Here is a 231-nt window from a genome sequence, read left to right as displayed (position 1 = left end):
CGCCTGTTGGATTTTCAGCTCGGTAATCAACTTGAGCACGTCGATCACTCGGCCCAACCCCAGGTAGTTGCCGTTCTGGGTGATGATGAAATCTTCTTCGATCCGTTGCCGCGCCCGGCTGGTCAGCAGGCGGCTGACCTGTTGCAACGCCTGGCTCAGCTCCACGGCCAGGAAGTCATCGCTCATCAAGCGGCTGATGGGCTTGCGCGCAAACAGGTCGGTGGCAAACGG

General features: G+C 59.7%; 1 protein-coding gene. It reads right to left on the bottom strand.

What is annotated here, in order from left to right:
* On the bottom strand, positions 1-231 hold a 231-nt coding region (locus MTCD1_RS20480; protein ID WP_235013428.1), incomplete at both ends, for a CBS domain-containing protein.

This window comes from Colwellia marinimaniae, from assembly GCF_002207865.1.
Lineage (GTDB): Bacteria > Pseudomonadota > Gammaproteobacteria > Enterobacterales > Alteromonadaceae > Colwellia > Colwellia marinimaniae.
Note: the sequence above shows the minus strand (reverse complement) of the source record. Positions and strands in the feature narration are given on the sequence as shown.